At 57.5% G+C, this 15,360-nt stretch carries 11 protein-coding genes; 8 read left to right on the plus strand and 3 right to left on the minus strand.

Annotation, left to right across the window (positions count from 1 at the left end):
* The first annotated feature begins 6 nt into the window (after positions 1–6).
* Positions 7–645 carry a rhomboid family intramembrane serine protease gene (locus tag NQT62_RS10255; RefSeq protein ID WP_256764605.1) on the plus strand — a complete coding sequence of 213 codons (639 nt, stop codon included), beginning with the start codon at positions 7–9 and terminating at the stop codon, positions 643–645.
* Here NQT62_RS10255 and NQT62_RS10260 read toward each other — a convergent pair.
* The 3 genes from NQT62_RS10260 to tkt form a co-directional block, all read right to left on the minus strand.
* Complete coding sequence (locus tag NQT62_RS10260; RefSeq protein ID WP_256764606.1) at positions 597–2,582, minus strand: S8 family peptidase; 1,986 nt, start codon at positions 2,580–2,582, stop codon at positions 597–599. The genes NQT62_RS10255 and NQT62_RS10260 overlap by 49 nt on opposite strands.
* Before the next feature lie 267 nt (positions 2,583–2,849).
* Positions 2,850–3,860 (minus strand): type I glyceraldehyde-3-phosphate dehydrogenase, encoded by a 1,011-nt coding sequence (gene gap / locus NQT62_RS10265; protein WP_256764607.1) that lies wholly within the window; start codon positions 3,858–3,860, stop codon positions 2,850–2,852.
* Positions 3,861–3,885: 25 nt separating this feature from the next.
* Positions 3,886–5,907, minus strand: a complete 2,022-nt coding sequence (tkt, locus tag NQT62_RS10270) for a transketolase (RefSeq protein WP_256764608.1) — start codon at positions 5,905–5,907, stop codon at positions 3,886–3,888.
* Positions 5,908–6,011: 104 nt separating this feature from the next.
* Between tkt and NQT62_RS10275 the strand changes: the two genes are divergently transcribed.
* From NQT62_RS10275 to NQT62_RS10305, 7 genes are all read left to right on the plus strand, one after another.
* Positions 6,012–6,836: a 16S rRNA (uracil(1498)-N(3))-methyltransferase gene (locus NQT62_RS10275; RefSeq protein ID WP_256764609.1), complete on the plus strand. Its 825-nt coding sequence runs from the start codon at positions 6,012–6,014 to the stop codon at positions 6,834–6,836.
* Between the two features lie 132 nt (positions 6,837–6,968).
* Entirely contained in the window at positions 6,969–9,314 is a 2,346-nt protein-coding gene (locus tag NQT62_RS10280) for a CHASE domain-containing protein (protein WP_256764610.1), read from the plus strand.
* Between the two features lie 83 nt (positions 9,315–9,397).
* Positions 9,398–10,864, plus strand: coding sequence for an NAD-dependent succinate-semialdehyde dehydrogenase (locus NQT62_RS10285; RefSeq protein ID WP_256764611.1), 1,467 nt, complete (start codon positions 9,398–9,400; stop codon positions 10,862–10,864).
* A gap of 97 nt (positions 10,865–10,961) precedes the next feature.
* A complete protein-coding gene (gene glyQ, locus NQT62_RS10290; protein ID WP_256764612.1) occupies positions 10,962–11,864 on the plus strand; it encodes a glycine--tRNA ligase subunit alpha in 903 nt (300 codons plus the stop codon).
* 23 nt (positions 11,865–11,887) lie between these two features.
* Positions 11,888–13,972 carry a glycine--tRNA ligase subunit beta gene (glyS, locus tag NQT62_RS10295; RefSeq protein WP_256764613.1) on the plus strand — a complete coding sequence of 695 codons (2,085 nt, stop codon included), beginning with the start codon at positions 11,888–11,890 and terminating at the stop codon, positions 13,970–13,972.
* A 20-nt stretch (positions 13,973–13,992) separates the two neighbouring features.
* A complete protein-coding gene (gmhB, locus tag NQT62_RS10300) occupies positions 13,993–14,568 on the plus strand; it encodes a D-glycero-beta-D-manno-heptose 1,7-bisphosphate 7-phosphatase (protein WP_256764614.1) in 576 nt (191 codons plus the stop codon).
* 27 nt (positions 14,569–14,595) lie between these two features.
* Complete coding sequence (locus tag NQT62_RS10305) at positions 14,596–15,357, plus strand: lysophospholipid acyltransferase family protein (protein ID WP_256764615.1); 762 nt, start codon at positions 14,596–14,598, stop codon at positions 15,355–15,357.
* Positions 15,358–15,360: the final 3 nt, after the last annotated feature.

Here is a 15,360-nt window from a genome sequence, read left to right on the forward strand (position 1 = left end):
GGTTGATTGAAAACAATCCTGAATTATAAACCGCCCAAGCCCTTGCTCACCGTGTGGGCACTCTGGTTTGCCGTGGCTTTGTGCGCACTGGTCGCCCAATTGGCCTGGGGCCCAGTTCAAGGGCAAGGTCTTGATTTATCGGAGTCATTTTTTCTGAACACCTTGCTGGGTCAATTCGTGCACCTGGGCTGGGTGCACTTGGCGCTGAACCTGCTCGGCTTGGCTGTGGTGTTGTGGGGTTTTGAACGAACGGTTAGCCCGGTTACTTTGTGGTTTGGCCTAGGGTGGGGGCTATTGACCGTGCCCCTTTATTTGACCTGGGTGGAGCGTCTGGACTGGTATGTGGGGCTCAGTGGCGCCCTGCACACCGCGTTCGTGGTTGGGTTGCTGCACGCCTGGCGCCATTGGTTCGCAGCGCGCGCTGCACAAAGCACCCCGCCATCGCCGCTGCCTTTGCTCCTGCTCACAGCAGGTTTACTGGCCAAATTGGTGTTGGAAGCAAAACAGGCATCGACCGGATTACCGATTGATGCCTGGGTGGGCGGGCATGTTGCCATTCAAGCCCACCGGGGGGGAGCCCTGGCAGGCCTGCTGGCCTATGTTGCGCGGGTGCCTGTTTTAGCCTGGATTGGTCGCCGACGGTAGAGCATCATGGCACTGGCCAGCATCAGCAAACCCGACAAGCCAAGGCCACCACCACCGCCGCCACCGCCGCCTCCCGAGGAGACAGGGGTTGTTGAGCCCGTGCTTTGGGGCGTGGTTGAACCCATGCTGGCCGGTGCACTGCTGCTATCGCCACTGGCCACAACACGAACCGCTGTGAAAGTGCTGCGGCTCTCGCCCACCGAGTCGGTCACCGTGAGCTTGAACACCAGGTCGGATGTGCTGTTGGCCGCTGGCAAATCCACATCGGCTGTGCTGCGGGTGCCCGTTAACACGGGTGTGCCAGACACCTGTTCCCACAAATACGACGCAATGGTGCGACCCGACAGTGCAGTGCTGGAAGAACCGCGCAACAGCACGGGGTTGGAGGCGCTGGCACTTTCCTGGGGAGCAGTCCCGTTGTAAGAACTGGTACCCAGTCCATTGGCCGTCACCGACGCGTTGGCCAATGGTTTGGTGCCTCGAATGGAATTGACCGCAGCATAGGCATCCAGCATGCCAGTGCCACACACAGCCGTGGTGCAATTGCAGGTGGCAAACCCTGAATTGGCCGAGCAGGTTTGACCCGATGGCGACAGAAATGGCGCAGTGGTGCTGGTGATGGCCGACGCAATTTGAGTGGGGGTCAGTGCCGAGTTCACGGCTTTTATCAAACCAGCCGTGGCTGCCACCAGGGGCGCGGCAAAGGAAGTTCCGGTTTTGGACACCAAGGTAGATGCGCCTGGGGTGGTGGTGCCTGAATTGCCCAAACCGACCAAGCCATAGTAATAACCACCTGGTGCCATCAAGGCAACGCCGGTGCCCAAGGCGCTGTAATAGGCTCGACTGCCATCGCGGTCGATGGCCCCCACACCCATCACACCGCTGCAATTGGCGGGTGAATCCACCACGCCGCCCCCATTACCGGCGGCCGCAACCACCAGGGTCCCAGCCGCAGTGACGCGGTTGACCACATCCTGCTCCAGTGAGCTGCACGTGTTGGCACTGCCCAGGCTAAGGTTGATGACAGCCGCAGGGTTGGTATTGCGGGGAACACCGGGTACATCCAGGCCGGCAGACCACAGCATGGCATCCAGCACATCCGACAAGTAACCACCGCACTTGCCCAGCACGCGCACCGGCAAAATTTTCACGTTCCAGTCAGCACCCGCGATATCGGCACTGTTGTTGGTATTGGCGGCAATTTCACCCGCCACAAAAGTGCCGTGCCACGAGGAATCCTTGACTGAACAACCAGCAAAGGGACCCGACTGGGATTCGGCGGAAGTGATCCAGTTTCCAGGGTCAGCGGGGTTGGCATCACGTCCATCACCGTCATTGGCTGTGTTCACATCGGACACGAAGTCATAACCTGAAAGCAGGCGGCCAGCCAAGTCTGGGGTTTCGAACACCACGCCGGTGTCGAGCACCGCAATCACCACGTTTGAGCTGCCTTTGATCAAATCCCAAGCCAGGTTGAACTTGGCACCGCCCCGCCCGCTGGTGCTCTGCAAGTGCCATTGGTTGGTGTAAGTGCTTTCATTGGGCGTGGCCTGAATACGAACAGGCCGATCCTGCATGACCAAGTCCACATCCGGATCGCTGGACAGGCGGTTCAACAACGACTGAACATCCGACGGTCGAACCGATGGACCAAAGCGCATGACATGTGTACCCACCGTACCAGCACGCACCCAGGTGGCATCGACCCGGTTGCGGGTCATCACAGCAGACAATGATTCGCCGTCTTTTTCCAGGCGACGCACACTGGGTGTGGCACCCAGCTCGACTGAGTTTTTCAGTTTGATGATGAACTGCGTGCCGGCGGCTTGCTGGGCGTGGGCGGTGCCGGTCATCACCAGACAGGCCAGAAACAGGGCCAACAGGGCATTGGCTTGATTCCGGATGGAACGGAAATTGGCTGAGCAGATTGTCAACATTGCTAAACTCTCAAGACAGATTAAGCACAAGGCTATCGGTCTTGCCGCCCAACCCATCCCGAGAAAAGACTGCAGAACGGAGTCTACTTTTCAGAACAAGGCAGGGGCACGGCGCACAGGCCGCTGACCGATGATTGAAACATCGGCAAAACGACCTGCCCGCAGGAGTGCACAGAAGGGGGAACACCCCCAGAAATGGGCGCAAAAAAGCCGACCATGGGGGTCGGCTTTTTGACAATCCGCTTAAAGCGGACGGGAATTGTTCAATTACTTCGCGTTCATCAGGGCCACAGTGGTGTCGAGCATGCGGTTGGAGAAACCCCACTCGTTGTCGTACCAGCTGGACACTTTCACCAGCTTGCCGCTCACCTTGGTCAGCGTTGCATCAAAGGCGCTGGAGGCTGGATTGTGGTTGAAGTCGATGGACACCAAGGGTGCGTCGTTGTATTCCAGCACGCCTTTCAGCGGGCCTTCAGCGGCTGCTTTCAGGATGCTGTTCACTTCCTCAACGGTGGTGTCGCGCTTGGCCACAAAGGACAAATCCACCATGGACACGTTGATGGTGGGCACACGCACAGCGTAGCCATCCAGCTTGCCATTCAACTCGGGCAGCACCAGGCCAACCGCAGCAGCCGCACCGGTTTTGGTGGGGATCATGCTCATGGTGGCGGAGCGCGCGCGGCGCAGGTCTTCGTGGTACACGTCGGTCAGCACCTGGTCGTTGGTGTAGGCGTGAATGGTGGTCATCAGACCGGTTTCCAGACCGATGGCATCGTTCAGGGGCTTGACCAGCGGGGCCAAACAGTTGGTGGTACAAGAAGCATTGGAAATCACGGTGTCGGTGCTCTTCAACACTTGGTGGTTCACGCCAAACACCACCGTGGCATCCACGTCCTTGCCACCCGGGGCGGAAATGATGACTTTCTTAGCGCCGCCTTTCAGGTGGGCAGATGCTTTTTCCTTGGAAGTGAAGAAGCCAGTGCATTCCATCACCACGTCCACACCCAACTCGCCCCAAGGCAGTTCAGCCGGGTTGCGGTTGGCCAGCACCTTGATTTTGTCGCCATTGACCACCATGTAGTCGCCATCCACGGCAACGGTGCCAGGAAAACGGCCATGGGCTGTGTCGTACTGGGTCAGGTGGGCGTTGGTCTTGGGGTCGCCCAAGTCGTTGATGGCCACGATTTGAATATCGTGCTTTTTACCACCTTCGTAATGGGCACGCAGCACATTACGGCCAATACGGCCGTAGCCGTTGATCGCGACGCGAATAGTCATGACAAAGCTCCTTGAAAGTAAACTGTTATGCCTGTACCAAGGCCAACGCGGCCTGGGTGAAATGTTCTGTGGTAATGCCAAAGTGCTTGAACAGGGCACCCGCCGGGGCCGATTCGCCAAAGCTGTTCATACCCACTACAGTGCCCTTGACACCCGCTTGCACCATGTACTTGTACCAACCGTCGGTGATACCGGCTTCAATCACGGCGATGGGTTTGTTGCCCAGCACCTCAGCCTTGTAGGCTGCGGATTGACGGTCAAACACGGTGGTGGCTGGCATGGACACCACACGCGCTGCAACACCTTTCTCGGCCAACACTTTTTCTGCAGCCAGCGCAAGCTCAAGCTCTGAGCCTGTGGCCACCAAAGTGACCTGCGCGTTGGCTTTTTCCAGCACCACGTAACCACCCTTGGCGATATTGCTCAATACCGCTTCAGAACGGGGCACAAACGGCAGGTTTTGGCGACTGAACAACAGGGATGATGGGCCATCCTTGCGCATGACTGCCACATTCCACGCCGCCATGGACTCCACCGAGTCAGCCGGGCGCCACACATCCATGTTGGGGATGAGGCGCAAGGTTGCAGCATGTTCTACCGGTTGGTGGGTTGGGCCATCTTCACCCAAACCAATGGAGTCGTGGGTGAACACAAAAATATTGCGCTTCTTCATCAAGGCCGCCATGCGCAGGGCATTTCGGCTGTAGTCGGAGAAGGTCAGGAATGTGGCGCCAAATGGAATGTACCCGCCATGCAGGGCCACACCATTGAGTGCAGCACTCATGCCAAATTCACGCACACCCCAGTTGATGTGGTTGCCTGCGGTAAAGCCCTCTGCATTGCGGCGCACAGCCACACACTTGGGCCAGTTGGTGAGGTTGGAACCGGTGAGGTCGGCAGAGCCGCCCAGCAATTCAGGCAGCTCGGCAGCCAACAGGGTAATGGCATTTTGGCTGGCCTTGCGGGTCGCGATGGTTTCGCCTTTGGCAGCCACGTCGGCCAGCAAACGGGCAGCTGTCTGCTCAAACTGTGCAGGCAGGTCACCGGCCATGCGGCGTTTGAACTCGGCCGCTTTGGCCGGGAATTTTGCACTGTACGCATCAAACAGCTTGTCCCAAGCCACTTGGCGGGCAGCGCCGGCCACTTGGGCATCCCACTGCTGATACACCTCAGCAGGAATCTCAAACGGCGCGTGGGCCCAGCCAATGGCAGCGCGGGTGGCGGCAATTTCGGCGTCGCCCAGGGGGGCACCGTGTACTTTGTCGGTGCCTGCCAGGTTGGGCGAGCCCTGACCAATATTGGTTTTGCAGCAAATCAGCGTGGGGCCTTTGTCCAAAGCTGCGTTTTGCTTGGCCTGTGCAATGGCGGCATCCACCGCGTCCACACTGTGGCCATCCACCTGGGGAATCACATTCCAGCCATAGGCTTCAAAACGTTTGGGGGTGTCGTCACCAAACCAGTGCTCCACTTCACCATCAATCGAAATGCCATTGTCGTCGTACAACACGATGAGCTTGGACAAACCCAGCGTGCCAGCCAACGAACAGGCCTCATGCGAAATGCCCTCCATCAGGCAGCCGTCGCCCAAAAACACGTAAGTGTTGTGGTCCACCACCGGAAAACCCGGCTCATTGAACTCGGCCGCCAGCAGCTTTTCAGCCAGCGCCATGCCCACTGCATTGGCAATGCCCTGTCCCAGCGGGCCTGTGGTGGTCTCCACGCCGGGGGTAATATCCACCTCGGGGTGTCCAGGCGTTTTGGAGTGCAGTTGGCGGAAATTCTTCAGCTCTTCAATCGGCAAGTCGTAGCCCGTGAGGTGCAACAGCGCGTACATCAGCATGGAACCATGGCCATTGGACAGCACAAAGCGGTCACGGTCTGCCCAGTGCGGGTTGCAGGGGTTGTGCTTCAGGTGACGTGCCCACAGGGCAACTGCAATTTCAGCCATGCCCATGGGCATGCCGGGGTGTCCGGACTTGGCGGCTTGAACGGCGTCCATGGCGAGTGCGCGGATGGCGTTGGCCATGTTCTTGGAGGAAGAAGACATAGGATTGGGGATTTTGAGTTTTGCTTGTGGCAAAGTTCGGGAAAAACCGAATTTTATCAAAGCAATGCCACTCGCGCACCAGCCAGCGAGCAAACCCTCGAATTATGACCGAACCCAACACTGTGTTGTCCGATCACCGCCACACCGCTGCAACGCGCCGCGTACCCCGCTTTTACCTGCCACAAGCCAAGGCGCAGGGGCAGGTACTGCCGCTTGAAGACGACCTCTTGCATTACGCCTCCCGAGTGCTGCGCCTGCGGGAAGGCGAGGCACTTCGGGCCTGGAATGGCGCTGGCATTGAGTTTGACGCCACGGTGCACTACCTGAGCAAGAAACTGGGCGAAGTGCGCCTGAACAGCACCGCACAGGCCTGCACCAGCACCGAGCTAACTCGCGCCGTGTATGTACTGCAAGGCTTACCAGAAGGCGACAAGATGGACTGGGTGATTGAAAAATGCACGGAATTGGGCGCCCAGGGATTTTTTCCAGTGCAGGCCCAGCGCAGCGTGGTCAAACTGAACGACGAACGGGCCGAGAAACGCCGCCTGCATTGGGACCGGGTTGCACTTGCCGCTGGTTTGCAAAGCGAACGGGCTTGCCTGCCCGTGGTGGCGCCCGTGGCAGGCCTTGAAACACAACTGCAAGCCGTTCGGCAACAGTTGCCCAACGCACAGGTCATGCTATTTACCCCCCAGGCAGACACGAATCTGCGTGGTTGGCTGAACGATACGGCCGCACAAGGCGATTCCCCGTTGGTGATTGCGGTTGGCCCCGAGGGTGGCTGGACGCCCGATGAAATCGAGACCGCCATTCAAAGCGGTGCTCAATGCCTGCGCTTCTCAAACCGAGTGCTTCGGACCGAAACCTTCGGCATGGCGTGTCTATCGCAACTGGTCGGTTTGCTGAACCTGGATTCATTCAGTCAGTGACACACCGGATTCACCCGCACCGCAAAGCCGGAAAAGGGCCAAAAAACCCATAAATTTAAACCTTTGCAACGTTTAAGTTGAGGCTACACTACAGTATCACTTTGAAATCGCCCCACTTCCGGACCTGCCAACATGGCTCAATATGGCGCCATAGCCTTTACTGCCCTGCTGATTGCTGGTTTAAACCTAGCCACCCAGAACTTCGGTGATGCTTACCCGGCCCTTTTGTACATCAATCCCTCTTTGGGGTTGGCTTATGTGGCTGGTTATCGCTTGGGGCGCAAGGTACTTCCGGCATTGTTCTTGGCATACTGGGCTGTGCCCTACAGCTCGGCCGACCAACACCTAAGCCTCCACCAGTTTTTCCACGCGGCACTTACGGTGGCTTACATCGCCTTGCTGGTCAAGGTGGTGGCCCGCTATACCCTGGGCAAGCGGCGCACACACCCGGACTGGACACTGTTCAAGATCTTGATGATTATCGGCCCACTGGGTTCATTGGTGCTCAGCACCCTGAACCTGTGGCTGGACAAAGATTTTCCGCCGCTGCGCGACTTGTTGGCGTCCATTGAGTTCTCCAGGCTCTGGATGGCCAATTCGCTGGGCATGCTGTTGGTTGCGCCGGTTGCCTACAGCGTGTGGCCAGGAAACCGGAAATGGCAATTCCGTTACAAATCGGCCTTGCGGATGGCCGTGCCGGTGATGGTCATCGGCGGTCTTGTTCTGCTGGCCAATTTGGAAATTCAACAGAACATCGAATTTCAGGAAAACCAGCAACAGCTCCGAAACATGGACGACCTGGCAGACCTCGCTTTTGCACCCCTGCCACAAACCATCGAACCCCTGAAAGCGATTGAGCGTTTTTTCAATGCCAGCCAATCAGTCGAGCTGGATGAGTTCAAACGCTTCGTTCGGTTTTTCGTCAACAATGGTCCGGTCGATGCTGTCGACTGGTTACCCCGGGTGCCTTATGCGGACAAAGCCGCGTTCGAAGCCAAAGCGTCTGCGCTGTACGGCCACCCCTACAAAATCTGGCACCTGGACAATCAAACGCCCAAAACCACCGAGTACCTTTACCCCACCTTGTTCAGCGAATCCAAGAACCAGGCCAGTGTGGATGTGTTGGGCCTGAACCACGCCAGCGGCGTTGAACGCCGGTATGCCATGTCACTGGCTGACATCAAAAACGAAGCCATGGCCACCACCCCGGTGCCTTTGGTGCGCAGCAGCCAACTGGCACTGATTGTCTTTATTCCAGTGAAAAAGGCCACCAGTGCGCGGGCTCAACCCGAACTGCAGGGCTATATCGCCGCATTCATCAATCTACGGACACTGCTGAACCCGCTGGAAAAAAAGGCGATGGATGGACATATTCGATTCCGCCTGGCCGATGTGACCACCGAAGGCCCCAGCCGACGACTCATCATTCGCAGCACGCTGCGGCTTGGCGATACAGTGCGTTTAAACCGGAAGATCTACTTTGGCGGACGGGTCTGGACCCTGGAATTGGCACAAGACCCGCCCGGCATGGGCACTGCCCAACGCAACGAACAACGGATTGCTTACCTCATTTGCGTATTTGGTGTGCTGCTGGCGGTGCTGACCCTACTGGGCAGCGCCAGCCGCAATGCAGAATACCTCAGCAAACTGGGCGAGCGCACACAGGACCTTGAGCAGGAACTGAAAGCGCGCAAACAAGCCGAAGAGGCCCTCAAAGACAATGAAGAGCAATTGCGGCTCACCTTGAGCTCAATTGGCGAAGGGCTCATCACCTGCGACAGGTCTGGACTGATCACCTCGGTCAATGCCATGGCTGAGCGACTGCTGAACCGTCAGGAGGACCTGCTGATCGGCAAACCCTTGCTGGATGTGTACCGGGTTCGCGCCCTCAGCGGCCACCCCTTGGTCGAACCTCACATCGTGGAGCAAACACTTTCCACCGGACTCCCAGTGATTTCATCCGAGTATTGGCATTTGCTGGTGGATCGGGACCGCAACCGAATTGTTCGCCACAATTCAGCGCCCATCTACGACGGACGCATGGAAGTCAGAGGGGCTGTGCTGATCTTTCGGGATGCCAGCCTGGAATACCAGGCCGAGCAAGCCATGCGCCAAAACGATGAGCAACACAAACTCTTGATTGAAAACAGCCCGTTTGGTGCCGTGATTGAACAGGCCGGTACCATCGTGTACTGCAACACACAAGCGTTGCTTGACCTGGGGTCTACCCACAGCATCGAACTGGATGAAACCAGCATCGTGGATTTTGTGTCACCCGAGGATGGCATCCGCCTGCTGGCAGCCCTGCAAAAAACCCAGGAAAGTGGCCAGTTTGAGCGACTGGATGTTCAACTGGAGAAGGAGGATGGCAATCGCGGCCGGGCCGAACTCTTCATCACCAACATTCTGCACGATGGCAAACCCGCCAAATTGATTCACATTCACAACCTCAACACGCTGGAGCAACAAGCGGGTTGACCCCAAGCCACAGGGCGCTCCGGGGCGGGTACACTAAAAGGCTTGTCAACGCACCCATTCCAAGCAGTACAGGAATTCACGCCATGCCCAGCCCCATCACCTTGTCCAACCCCGCCCTGCTTCAAACCCAGCCCTTCATCAACGGCGCGTTTGTACCGTGCAACCAAACATTCCCTGTCGACAACCCGGCCACCGGCGCCACCATTGCCGAGGTGGGCAACGCCAGTGTGGAGCAAACCAGCCAGGCCATTGAACATGCGGACCAAGCATTCCAAAGCTGGAAGAACACCACCGCCAAAAGCCGGGCGCAATTGCTGCGCAAATGGTTTGACCTGATTGTGGCCAACACAACCGACCTGGCCACATTGATGACGCTGGAACAAGGAAAGCCACTGGCCGAGGCCAAAGGCGAAGTAACGTATGGCGCATCGTTTGTGGAATGGTTTGCCGAACAGGCCAAACGGATTGAAGGCAGCGTGCTGGAAAGCCCCCAGGCCGGGCGGGAATTGCTGGTGCTCAAACAAGGCATTGGTGTTTGCGCAGCCATCACGCCATGGAACTTCCCCATTGCCATGATTACCCGCAAAGTGGCCCCTGCCCTGGCGGCAGGTTGTACGGTGGTCATCAAACCGGCCGAGCAAACGCCATTGTCAGCATTGGCTTTGGCTGAGCTGGCCCGCCAGGCTGGTATCCCGCCGGGTGTATTGAATGTGATCACTGCCGACTCAGACCGCTCCATTGAAGTAGGCAAGGTGCTGTGCGAGAGCGACGCCGTGCGCAAACTCACCTTCACGGGCAGCACTGAGGTGGGCCGCATTCTGATGAAACAGTGTGCCCCAACCATTAAAAAGCTCTCACTGGAGTTGGGTGGCCATGCCCCGTTCATCGTGTTTGAGGACGCTGACCTCGACAAGGCCGTGGATGGCCTCATGGCCTCCAAATTCCGCAACGCGGGTCAAACTTGCGTTTGCACCAACCGCATTTATGTACACCGAAGCATTCAAGCCGCCTTTGCCGGCAAATTGCAAGCCAAAGTTGCCGCACTTGAGGTGGGCGACGGCTTGGCCACATCCGCCAGTGTAGGCCCCATGATCGACGAACAGGCCGTGGCCAAAGTAAAACGACATGTGGACGATGCTGTTGCCAAAGGTGCCACGGTGCTGGCGGGTGGCCAAAGCCATGCGTTGGGCGGCCGGTTTTTCCAGCCCACGCTCATCAACAATGCCAACCACGACATGCTGGTGGCCCAGGAAGAAACCTTTGGCCCGCTGGCCGCAGTGTTTCCATTCGACACCGAGGCGGAAGCCATTTTCAACGCCAACAACACCCCCTATGGGTTGGCAGCGTATTTCTACACCGAAAACACAGCCCGCACATTCCGGGTGGCCCGTGCATTGGACTACGGCATGGTCGGCATCAATGTGGGCGTATTTTCCAACGAGGTTGGCCCATTCGGTGGGGTGAAACAGTCTGGCTTGGGTCGCGAAGGCTCGGTGTGGGGCATTGAAGAGTTTCTGGAAATCAAATACCTCTGCATCGGTGTTCAATAAGCCGAAGCAAGGGCTGCACCCCCGAGAAACGGGGCTGTAGCCCTTACAATAGGGCCATTTCTTGATTGCACTGCTTTAATTGCGAAGGACAGCACGCATGCTGACGTTTCAACAGGCCATATTGACCCTGCAACAATACTGGGACCAACAAGGTTGTGCCCTGCTCCAACCGTTCGACATGGAAGTGGGCGCCGGCACCAGTCACACCGCCACCTTTTTGCGCGCTTTGGGGCCAGAGCCCTGGAACGCGGCCTATGTGCAACCCTCGCGCCGCCCGAAAGATGGTCGCTACGGCGAAAACCCCAACCGCATGCAGCACTACTACCAGTTTCAGGTGGTGCTGAAACCATCGCCCGAAAACATCATCGACCTGTACCTGGGCAGCCTGGAGGCCCTGGGCATTGACACGAAACAAAACGACATCCGCTTTGTGGAAGACAACTGGGAAAACCCGACGCTGGGCGCCTGGGGTTTGGGTTGGGAAGTGTGGCTCAACGGCATGGAAGTAACCCAGTTCACGTACTTTCAACAAGTGGGCGGCTTGGACTGCGCACCCATTCTTGGCGAAATCACCTACGGCATTGAACGCCTCACCATGTACTTGCAAGGCAAGGAAAATGTTTATGACCTGGTGTGGACCGAGCGCGAAGAAAATGGCGTCAACAAAGTGCTCACCTATGGTGATGTGTTTCACCAAAATGAAGTGGAACAGTCCACCTACAACTTTGAATACAGCAATGCCGACATGCTGTTTCGCCACTTTGGTGAATACGAGAGTGAGGCCAAACGCCTGATTGAAGCCAACCTGGCACTACCAGCCTATGAAATGATTCTGAAAGCCGCGCACACCTTCAACCTGCTGGACGCCCGCGGTGCCATCTCGGTGACCGAACGCGCTGCCTATATTGGCCGCATCCGGAACTTGTCGCGTGCTGTGGCGCAAGCCTACTACGACTCTCGCGAGAAGCTGGGCTTTCCCATGTGCAACCAGGCCGCCTGAACAACCGAACAAGACCCCACACCATGAACCCATCCTTACTGGTCGAACTCTTCACCGAAGAGCTCCCACCCAAAGCCCTCAATAGCCTGGGTGAGGCTTTTAGCCAATTGATGAGCCAAACATTGCGCGACGAAGGCCATTTGAGCGAACACAGTGTCGTCACCGCCTTCGCCAGCCCACGCCGCCTGGGTTGCCACATTAGCGATGTGGCCGGTACATCCGCCGAAAAGCATATTCAGGAACGGCTCTTGCCCGTGAAAATTGGTTTGGATGCGCAAGGCCAGGCCACACCGCCGCTGCTGAAAAAACTCAGCGCCCTCGGCTTGGAAGGCACCGATGTGTCCACACTCAAAACCATCAGCGATGGCAAGCAGGACGTGTTGGTGATTGAACGCAGCATGGCGGGCAAACACCTGACCGAATCGTTGAACAAAGCGCTGGAAACAGCCACCACCAAGCTGCCCATCCCCAAGGTGATGAGCTACCAGCGACCTGATGGCAGCACCGTGCACTTTGTACGCCCGGCCCACAAGCTGGTCGCTCTGCACGGCAACGATGTGGTCGCGGCACAAACACTGGGGCTTAAGGCAGGTCGAACCACCCTGGGCCACCGTTTTCTGTCCAAAGGGCCCATCGAGATCGCCACGGCCGACGGCTACGAAGCCCAACTCGAAACGGAAGGCAAGGTGGTGGCCTCATTTGCCAAACGGCGTGAGGCCATTGAGCAAAAGCTGGCCGAACAGGCCCAAGGCGACCAGGTGGTGCAACCCGCAGAGCTCGTGGACGAAGTGTGTGCGCTGGTGGAATGGCCGGTGGTGTATGAAGCTGGCTTTGAGAAGGAGTTTCTGGAAGTGCCTCAGGAATGCCTGATTCTCACCATGCAAGCCAACCAGAAATATTTTGCAATCACCGATGCTCACGGCAAGATGAAAAACCGCTTTTTGCTGGTGTCCAACTTGCTCACAACCACGCCACACCTCATCACCTCCGGGAATGAACGGGTGCTCCGCGCGCGCCTGGCCGATGCAAAATTCTTCTTCGATCAAGATCGAAAAAAGAGTCTGGAAAGTCGTTTGCCAGGCTTGGCCAGCGTGGTGTACCACAACAAGCTGGGCACGCAAAAAGACCGCAATGAACGCCTGGTCAAGCTAGCAGAGTGGCTGGCCCCCATCACGGGTGCCCCAGTCGAGCAGGCTAAACGCGCCGCGCTGCTGTGCAAGGCCGACTTGCTCACCGACATGGTCGGCGAATTCCCCGAATTGCAGGGCAATATGGGCGAGCACTACGCACGCCACGACGGCGAAACAGCCGATGTGGCCCAAGCCATTGCAGATCACTACAGCCCCCGCTTTGCTGGCGACCAACTGCCACGCAACCCGGTTGGCTTGGCTGTCGCACTGGCCGACAAGCTGGAAACCTTGTTGGGTATTTACAGCATTGGCCTGGTGCCCACTGGCGACAAAGACCCCTTCGCACTTCGCCGGCACGCCTTGGGTGTCATTCGCATGGTGATTGAAAAAGGTCTGCAATTGAACCTGCATGCCATGCTCAACCAGGGCAATAGCCTGTTTGCAGCCTATCCAGACTTCAAGCCCAGCACCGACGCCATCGCCAGCTTCATGATGGACCGTCTGCGCAGCTACCTGAAAGACCAGGGCTACTCCAGCGCTGAAGTCGACAGTGTGCTGTCCACCCAGCCTAGCCAGTTTGCCGACCTGCCCAAACGGTTGGCCGCCGTGCGTGCCTTCTCGCAACTGCCCGAAGCCACTGCATTGGCTGCCGCCAACAAACGCATTTCGAATATTCTGAAGAAAGTGGAAGGCTCACCGGTTGAGCTTGTGGAAGCACGCTTGACACTGGATGCTGAAAAAGCCCTGTATGCTCAGGTGCGCAATGTCGCGCCGGCCTCCACCCAAGCGTTTGAACAAGGTGACTTCCAGCAGGCACTGCTGGCATTGGCTCCTTTAAAAACCAGCGTGGATGCGTTCTTTGACCATGTCATGGTGAATGACCCTGACGAAACCCTGAAAAACAATCGGATTGCCCTGCTCTCCTGGCTGCATGGCCTGATGAATCGGGTAGCCGACATTTCACAACTGGCGCAGTAAATCACCGGAGCGCAAAGCCCATGCCCAACAACACCAAACTGATTGTGCTGGACCGTGATGGCGTCATCAATGAGGACTCGGACGAGTACGTCAAATCACCGGACGAATGGATTCCCATCGCCGGCAGCATGGAGGCGATTGCACGGTTGAACCGCGGTGGCTACCGCGTGGTGGTGGCCACCAACCAGTCGGGCATCGCGCGCGGCATGTTCGACCTGGAAACCTTGTCGGCCATGCACAAAAAAATGCACGACCTGGCCAATGAGGCAGGTGCACACATCGACGGCATTTTTTTCTGCCCCCATGGCCCTGACGACAAATGCCACTGCCGCAAACCCAAACCCGGCCTGTTTGAAGAAATATCCGCACGCCTCGGCATGCCCATGGAGGGTGTGCCCGTGGTGGGCGACTCACTTCGCGACTTGCAAGCGGGTACATCGGTCGGCTGCAAACCGTTTTTGGTCAAAACTGGCAAGGGTAAAAAAACTGCTGAGAAAAAAGACGAGCTGCCCGCAGGTACACTGGTGTTTGCGGATCTCGCTGCCTTGGCTGCTCACCTGGTGCCAGCTGATCCATTCGCAAACAATCGAAAATAAAACACAACAACCATTCGGAGGCATGCGGTGAGGTCTGTGGTCGGCTCAATCCTGTTCTTTCTGTACGTGGTGGTGTACACCCCCATCCACGCCACCTTGTTGCTGCTGCTCAGCCCTGTGCTCAGCATACGCAATCGTTATGTGTTTGCCTGCTGGTGGAATGCCATCAACATCCACATGTTGAAGTGGCTGTGCGGTATTCAATTCAAGGTTGAAGGCATGGAACACCTGCCCGACACCGGCGCCATCGTGTTGGCCAAACACCAATCCGCTTGGGAAACCTTCGCCATTCCAGCGCTGCTGCTGCCACGGCACCTCTGCCTCATTTACAAGCGCGAACTGCAATACGTACCGTTTTTTGGTTGGGCCCTGTGGGTGCTGCGCATGGTGCCAGTGGACCGCAAAAACGGGGTTGAAGCCTTTGAGTTTGTGAAAAAAATGGCCGGTGAGCGCATGCGTCAAGGCGCGTGGATGATGTTCTTCCCGGAAGGCACCCGAGTACCCGTGGGCTACAAGCGTCGTTACAAAACCGGCGGGACGCGCCTAGCCGTGGCCACCAACACGCCGGTGGTGCCCGTTGCGCACGATGCCGGGGAGTACTGGAAACGCAAAGGCTTTTTCAAAAAGGCCGGTACCGTCACCCTGCGGTTTGGTAAGCCCATTTCACCAGAAGGCCATGATGCCGACAGCCTGATGAAAGCTGTTGAGAGCTGGATTGAAGGTGAGATGCATCAAATATCCCCGCATCGCTACACCAGCGCCGACACGCCCTTGGTGGACAAACAGTGAGCG

The sequence above is a fragment of the Limnobacter humi genome, from assembly GCF_024518835.1.
Taxonomy (GTDB): Bacteria; Pseudomonadota; Gammaproteobacteria; order Burkholderiales; family Burkholderiaceae_B; genus Limnobacter; species Limnobacter humi.

What these genes read in the sequence shown, in the direction of transcription:
- gmhB (WP_256764614.1), top strand. Translation starts at nt 13,993, where the DNA reads ATGCCCAACAACACCAAACTGATTGTGCTGGACCGTGATGGCGTCATC.
- NQT62_RS10275 (WP_256764609.1), top strand. Translation starts at nt 6,012, where the DNA reads ATGACCGAACCCAACACTGTGTTGTCCGATCACCGCCACACCGCTGCA.
- NQT62_RS10285 (WP_256764611.1), top strand. Translation starts at nt 9,398, where the DNA reads ATGCCCAGCCCCATCACCTTGTCCAACCCCGCCCTGCTTCAAACCCAG.
- NQT62_RS10260 (WP_256764606.1), bottom strand. Translation starts at nt 2,582, where the DNA reads ATGTTGACAATCTGCTCAGCCAATTTCCGTTCCATCCGGAATCAAGCC.
- glyS (WP_256764613.1), top strand. Translation starts at nt 11,888, where the DNA reads ATGAACCCATCCTTACTGGTCGAACTCTTCACCGAAGAGCTCCCACCC.
- tkt (WP_256764608.1), bottom strand. Translation starts at nt 5,907, where the DNA reads ATGTCTTCTTCCTCCAAGAACATGGCCAACGCCATCCGCGCACTCGCC.
- glyQ (WP_256764612.1), top strand. Translation starts at nt 10,962, where the DNA reads ATGCTGACGTTTCAACAGGCCATATTGACCCTGCAACAATACTGGGAC.
- gap (WP_256764607.1), bottom strand. Translation starts at nt 3,860, where the DNA reads ATGACTATTCGCGTCGCGATCAACGGCTACGGCCGTATTGGCCGTAAT.
- NQT62_RS10280 (WP_256764610.1), top strand. Translation starts at nt 6,969, where the DNA reads ATGGCTCAATATGGCGCCATAGCCTTTACTGCCCTGCTGATTGCTGGT.